The 5,277-nt window shown below is 75.9% G+C and carries 7 protein-coding genes; 1 reads left to right on the top strand and 6 read right to left on the bottom strand.

Annotated elements, in window-relative coordinates; translation table 11 throughout:
* Position 1 precedes the first annotated feature (1 nt).
* The 4 genes from ACFRQN_RS39755 to ACFRQN_RS39740 form a co-directional block, all read right to left on the bottom strand.
* The gene (locus ACFRQN_RS39755) at positions 2-943 is read right to left on the bottom strand and encodes a hypothetical protein (RefSeq protein WP_380745509.1); all 942 of its coding nucleotides are present in this window, start codon (positions 941-943) and stop codon (positions 2-4) included.
* A gap of 45 nt (positions 944-988) precedes the next feature.
* Entirely contained in the window at positions 989-1,273 is a 285-nt protein-coding gene (locus tag ACFRQN_RS39750; RefSeq protein WP_049659097.1) for a DUF427 domain-containing protein, read from the bottom strand.
* Positions 1,274-1,341: 68 nt separating this feature from the next.
* A complete protein-coding gene (locus ACFRQN_RS39745) occupies positions 1,342-1,578 on the bottom strand; it encodes a DUF6296 family protein (RefSeq protein ID WP_049659098.1) in 237 nt (78 codons plus the stop codon).
* Positions 1,579-1,593: 15 nt separating this feature from the next.
* On the bottom strand, positions 1,594-1,839 hold the full coding sequence (locus ACFRQN_RS39740; RefSeq protein ID WP_117486559.1) for a DUF2277 domain-containing protein: 246 nt from the start codon (positions 1,837-1,839) through the stop codon (positions 1,594-1,596).
* Positions 1,840-2,038: 199 nt separating this feature from the next.
* Here ACFRQN_RS39740 and ACFRQN_RS39735 point away from each other — a divergent pair, with 199 nt between their 5' ends.
* A complete protein-coding gene (locus ACFRQN_RS39735; RefSeq protein ID WP_049659100.1) occupies positions 2,039-3,235 on the top strand; it encodes an MFS transporter in 1,197 nt (398 codons plus the stop codon).
* Between the two features lie 11 nt (positions 3,236-3,246).
* Here the strand turns inward: ACFRQN_RS39735 and ACFRQN_RS39730 are convergent, their stop codons facing one another.
* Positions 3,247-3,765: a gamma carbonic anhydrase family protein gene (locus ACFRQN_RS39730; RefSeq protein WP_049659101.1), complete on the bottom strand. Its 519-nt coding sequence runs from the start codon at positions 3,763-3,765 to the stop codon at positions 3,247-3,249.
* Positions 3,766-3,821: 56 nt separating this feature from the next.
* Positions 3,822-5,120, bottom strand: a complete 1,299-nt coding sequence (locus ACFRQN_RS39725; protein WP_380745506.1) for a serine hydrolase domain-containing protein — start codon at positions 5,118-5,120, stop codon at positions 3,822-3,824.
* Positions 5,121-5,277 lie beyond the last annotated feature (157 nt).

Below are 5,277 nucleotides of genomic sequence, written 5' to 3'. Positions count from 1 at the left end.
GTCACGCCTCCCCCGGTGGCCGCGGAGCCGTCTCCCCCTTCAGCGGCGGCGCGGCCGCGGCCCAGTAGGCGCCGTCCGCCGGGCGTCGCCCGCGCAGGTCCTCGCGCACCTCGCCGGCCAGCCGGCGGGTGTCGCGGCGGTTCATGGTGGCGCCTATGCCGGCCCCGACCAGCAGCGGCGTCACCGCCGGCAGGTGGCGCAGCGAGCTGCGGGTCAGCCGGCGGCGGACCTGCTGGCGCACCTCCGAGCCGATCGCCAGCGCGGCGAAGCCGGCCGGGCGCACCAGCAGGCCCGCGTCGATCCCGCGGCGGTTGGCCCAGGCGCCGAGGTAGGCGCCGGCCCGCTGGGTGGCGGTGCCCTGCGCCGGGGTGCCGTAGACCTCGTGCAGCTCGGCGATCAGCTTGATCTCCACGGCCGCGACCGCGAGCGTCTCGGCCGCGATCTCCAGCGGCATCGCGGGCGGCACCGGCAGCATCGCCGCCGCGCCGACGCCCGCGCCGAGCGCGCCGGAGGCCCGGACGGCGCCGGTGACCAGCAGGTCGGCCAGCTGCTCCGGGAAGGCCGCGTCGGGGTGCTGCGCCCGCAGGGTGGCGAGGTCGCGCACCGGGATCCGCGGCGCGGTCCGCACCAGCTGGTCGGTCAGCGCCTTGCCGCCGAACGCGGCGCCCTTGGCCGCTCCCCTGGCCGCCCCCTTGGCGGCGACCCGGCCGCCGTGGCCGAGCCGCCGGGCGGTGTGCAGGACCACGGCCCGGCCGCGGCCGCGCTGCCTCGCCGCGTACGCGGCGACCGGGCCCCGGCCGACGGGCTGCTCGGACTCCTCGACCAGTTCGGCGAGCCGCTCGCCCAGGTCGGGCTCGGCCGGGTCGGGCCCGCTCGGGTCGGGCTCGGCCGGGGCGGATCCGGGACGCGGCCGGAAGCGGTCCGGCCTGCGGAAGACTGCCATGGGCTCCGGTACCCCTTTCGCGAGGACGGCACGGCCCGGGGCCGCCTACTCGGCGACCACCACCCCGCGCCAGAAGGCCACCCGGCCGCGCACGTGCTCGGCCTCGGGCTTCGGGTCGGTGTAGTACCAGACGGCGTCCGGGTTGGTCCGCCCGTCCACCTCCAGGCTGTAGTAGCCGGCGGTGCCCTTCCAACCGCACACCGTGGTGGTCTCCGAGGGGCGCAGGTACTCGGTGCGCACCGCCTCGGCCGGGAAGTAGTGGTTGCCCTCGACGACGACGGTGTCGTCGCTCTCGGCGATGACGACGCCCTGCCAACTCGCTGTGGTCATACCGCGATTGTGCCCGACGGACGGAATCCGCGCCGGGGTTCCGAGTGCCCGCCCAGGGTTCCGGGCGGTCAGGGCAGCGGGTGGGCGTGCACCGGCAGGTGCGGGCTCTGGTGGCCGCCGCTGGCGAGGATCCGGACCTCGCCGGCGTCGCTGATCTCCGCCCGGACGATGCCGCTCTCGTCCTCGTACACCGGGTGGCCGCCCGGACCGGTCGCGTCGGTGCGGGTGACCACCACGACGTCCTGCGGGGCCTGGGTGCCCGGGGTGCCGGGGAAGGTGAGGGCGTAACGCTCGGCGTGGCTCATCACAGCTGCTCCTGCCTACCCGGCGGCCTCGGCCGGCACGGCGGCCCGGGCGTGCGGGCCGCGGACCTCCAGCTCGGCGAGCAGCCGGGCGGTGGCCTCCGCGACGGCGTCCACCGCCCGGTCGAAGGCCTCCCGGTTGTGCGCCGCGGGGGCGCGGAACCCGGACACCTTGCGGACGTACTGGAGGGCTGCGGCGTGGAAGTCCTCCTCGTCGGCGTCCGGCGTGACGGGAGGTCGCAGCGTCTTGATGTTGCGGCACATGCTCCCAGTCTCGCGCGCGGGAGCCGCGTCGGCGACCCCCTTTCGTCAGCCGGCGACGCCCTTTCGTCACACGCACCTCACGGCGCCGTCATCCGGCCGGATTAGGATTCCGGACGAACGAATTCATCCCGCCGTCCTTCCCGCCTTCATCCCGCCGCGCGCTTCCCCGGTCCGTCGGCATCACTCCGGAGTCACCCCCTTGCCTCTCGCGCTGCTCGCGCTGGCCGTCACCGCGTTCGCCATCGGAACCACCGAATTCGCCGCCATGGGGCTGCTCCCCCAGGTCGCGGACAGTCTCCACGTCTCCATCCCGCAGGCGGGCTGGCTGATCTCCGCGTACGCGCTGGGGGTGGTGGTCGGCGCGCCGCTGCTGACCGCGCTGGCCGCCGGACGGCCGCGCAAGGCGGTGCTGGTGGCGCTGGCCGCGCTGTTCGCGACCGGCAACCTGCTCTGCGCGGTGGCCCCGGACTTCTGGACGCTGGCCGCCGCCCGGCTGATCACCGGGCTGCCGCACGGCGCCTTCTTCGGGGCGGGCGCGGTGGCGGCGGCCGAGCTGGTCGCGCCGGACCGGCGGGCCCGGGCGGTGGCCGTGATGTTCTCCGGACTGACCGTCGCCAACATCGTCGGCGTCCCGGCCGCCACCCTGCTCGGCCAGCACCTGGGCTGGCGGGCGACCATGCTGGTGGTCGTGCTGATCGCGGCCGCCGGAACGGTCGCCATCGCCCGGCTGGTGCCCGCGCTCCCCTCCTCCGGCCAGTCCGGGCTCCGGCACGAGCTGCGGGCCTTCCGCAGCGGCCAGCTCTGGCTGGCGCTGGCCACCGTGGTGTTCGGCTGCGGCGGCTTCTTCGCCTGCTACAGCTACATCGCGCCGCTGCTCACCGAGGTCTCCGGGTACGCGACCGGCTCGGTGACCCTGGTGCTGGCGCTGTTCGGGGTCGGCATGACGATCGGCAACGTGCTGGGCGGCTTCGCCGCCGACCGGGCGCTGCGCCCCACCGTCTGCGCGGCCTTCGTGCTGCTCTCCGCCACCCTGGCGCTGTTCGCGCTGACCGCGCACGCCCGCTGGTCGGCGGCCGTCACGGTGGTGCTGATCGGGCTGTTCGGCTTCGCGATCGTGCCGGCCGTGCAGACCCTGGTGCTCCAGAAGGCGCGCAGCGCGCCGACCCTCGCCTCGGCGACCGTCCAGGGCGCCTTCAACCTGGCCAACGCCCAGGGCGCGTACTTCGGCGGGCTGGCGCTGGACGCCGGGCTCGGCTGGACCGCGCCGACGCTGGTCGGCGCGGTCCTGGCGGCCGCGGGCGCGGTGGTCGCGGTGCTCGCCTGGGCGGCCGACCGCCGCCGGCCCGCCCCGGTGGCGACGGAACCGGCGGCCGCGGCAGCGATGACCACGGCCTAGCCGGGCAGCCGCTAGATCTCCCGGTGGGCGTCGGCGAGCAGCTGGTAGCCGGCGCCGTTGGCCTTGATGCCGGTCTTCTCGTCCTCGGTCAGCTCGCGGCGGACCTTGGCCGGGACGCCGGCGACCAGCGAGCCGGGCGGGACGACCATGCCCTGCGGCACCACCGCGCCGGCCGCGACCAGCGAGCCGGTGCCGATCCGGGCGCCGTTGAGCACGGTGGCGTTCATGCCCACCAGGACGTCGTCCTCGACCGTGCAGCCGTGCAGCACGGCGTTGTGGCCGACCGAGATCCGCTCGCCGACCACCAGCGGGAAGCCGGGGTCGGCGTGCAGGGTGCAGTTGTCCTGGATGTTGCTGCCCGCGCCGACGCTGATCGACTCGGCGTCGCCGCGCAGCACCGCGCCGTACCAGACGCTCGCGCCGGCGGCGACGGTCACGTCCCCGACCACGACGGCGTTCGGCGCCACGAAGGCGCCCGGGTCGACGGCGGGCACCCGGCCCCCGACTGCGGCGATCAGCGGCTCTGCCATGGGTCGTCCTCCTGTGACGGTCGGCGGTTCTGTCGCCGGTCAGCGTAGGGGGTCGGTCACGGTGCCGTGCGGGCGAGGTCGGGTGCCGCGGCCGCCGCCTGGGCGCCGCACAGGGCGGTCGTGGTCACCTTGCGCCAGGCGGTGTTGGCGGCGTCCGGGTCCGGGGCGTCGTAGAAGGTGGTGTCGGCGGCGAACGAGCGGCTGCCGTCCGGGGCGGCGAGCATCATCGTGCTGTAGCCGGGGATGCCGCCGGCGTGGCCCCAGAACGGGCCGCAGGGGGTGTCCAGGCGCTGGAGGCCGAGGCCGTACGTCCGGCCCTCGCCGTGGTCGGTGGTCCGCTTCATCGCGGCGAGTTCGGCCGGGCGCAGCAGGCGGCCGCCGAGCAGGGCGTCGAGGAAGGCGGTCAGGTCGGTGGTGGTGGAGATGCCGCCGCCGGCCGAGCCGGCCATGGACGGGTTGAGCACGGTGACGTCGGCCGGACCGGTGTCCGTCCTGACGTAGCCGTGGGCGTGCGGGCCGGGGATGAACGGGAGGTCGCCGGGCATCCAGGTGCCGGTGAGCCGCAGCGGGCGGATGATCCGGCGGGTGACCTCGTCGTTCCAGCTGTGGCCGGTGAGCTTCTCGATGATCATCCCGACCAGGATGTAGTTGGTGTTGGAGTACTGCCATCCCTCGCCGGGGGCGAAGTCCGGCGGGTAGGTGTTCGCGAGGTCCACCAGGTCCCGCAGCCGGTAGGACTTGTAGCGGCGGTCGGCCAGCCAGTCCCGGTCGACCTCGAAGGCCCGGTCCCGGGTGTAGTCGGCGACGCCGCTGGTGTGGTCGAGCAGCTGCCGGACGGTGATCGCGGTGCTGTTCGGGACGATGCCCGGCAGCAGGCACTCCAGGCGGTCGTCGAGGTCCAGCCGGTGCTCGCCGACGAGTTGGAGCAGGGTGGTGGCGACGAAGGTCTTGGTGGCGCTGCCGATCCGGAACGCGCCCTCCGGGTCGGCGGGTTCGCCGGTGCCGAGTTCGGCGACGCCGGTGGCGTTGCGCCAGACCAGTCGGCCGTTCTCGCGGACGGCGGCGAGGGCGGAGGTCGAGTAGCCGGGGTCGGTCATCCCGGCGAGGGCGGCGTCGGCGGCCGTCCAGTCGCCGCGCCGTTCCGCGGCGCCGTCGGTGCCCGTGCCATCGCCGGGCGTGCCGCCGGTGACCGCGAGGTGCACGGCGCCGTGGCAGCCCGGGGCCGGCGGCAAGCCGGCGGGCCCGGCGACGGCGGTCGGGGCGAGGGTGGTGAGCAGTCCCGCGCCCACGGCGGCGGCGACGGCGACGCGCGGGGCGGTCCGGCGGCGGGCGGGGGCGGTCGGGTCGGCGGTCATGCCGTCCTCCCTGGTCCGGGGTCGGCGGAGTGGGCAACTCCGGTCGGCTGGTGCTCACCTGACACCATGCCGGATCGGCCGGGCCGGATCGTCCGCCTGGGGAGGGGGTCCCGCCCCCGAGGGATCCCGGAGCCGGACCCCGAGACGCCTCGGGGTC

This window comes from Kitasatospora sp. NPDC056800 (genome assembly GCF_042789775.1).
Taxonomy (GTDB): domain Bacteria; phylum Actinomycetota; class Actinomycetes; order Streptomycetales; family Streptomycetaceae; genus Kitasatospora.
The sequence above is the reverse complement of the archived record's forward strand: the minus strand, read 5'-3'. Positions and strand labels throughout refer to the sequence as shown.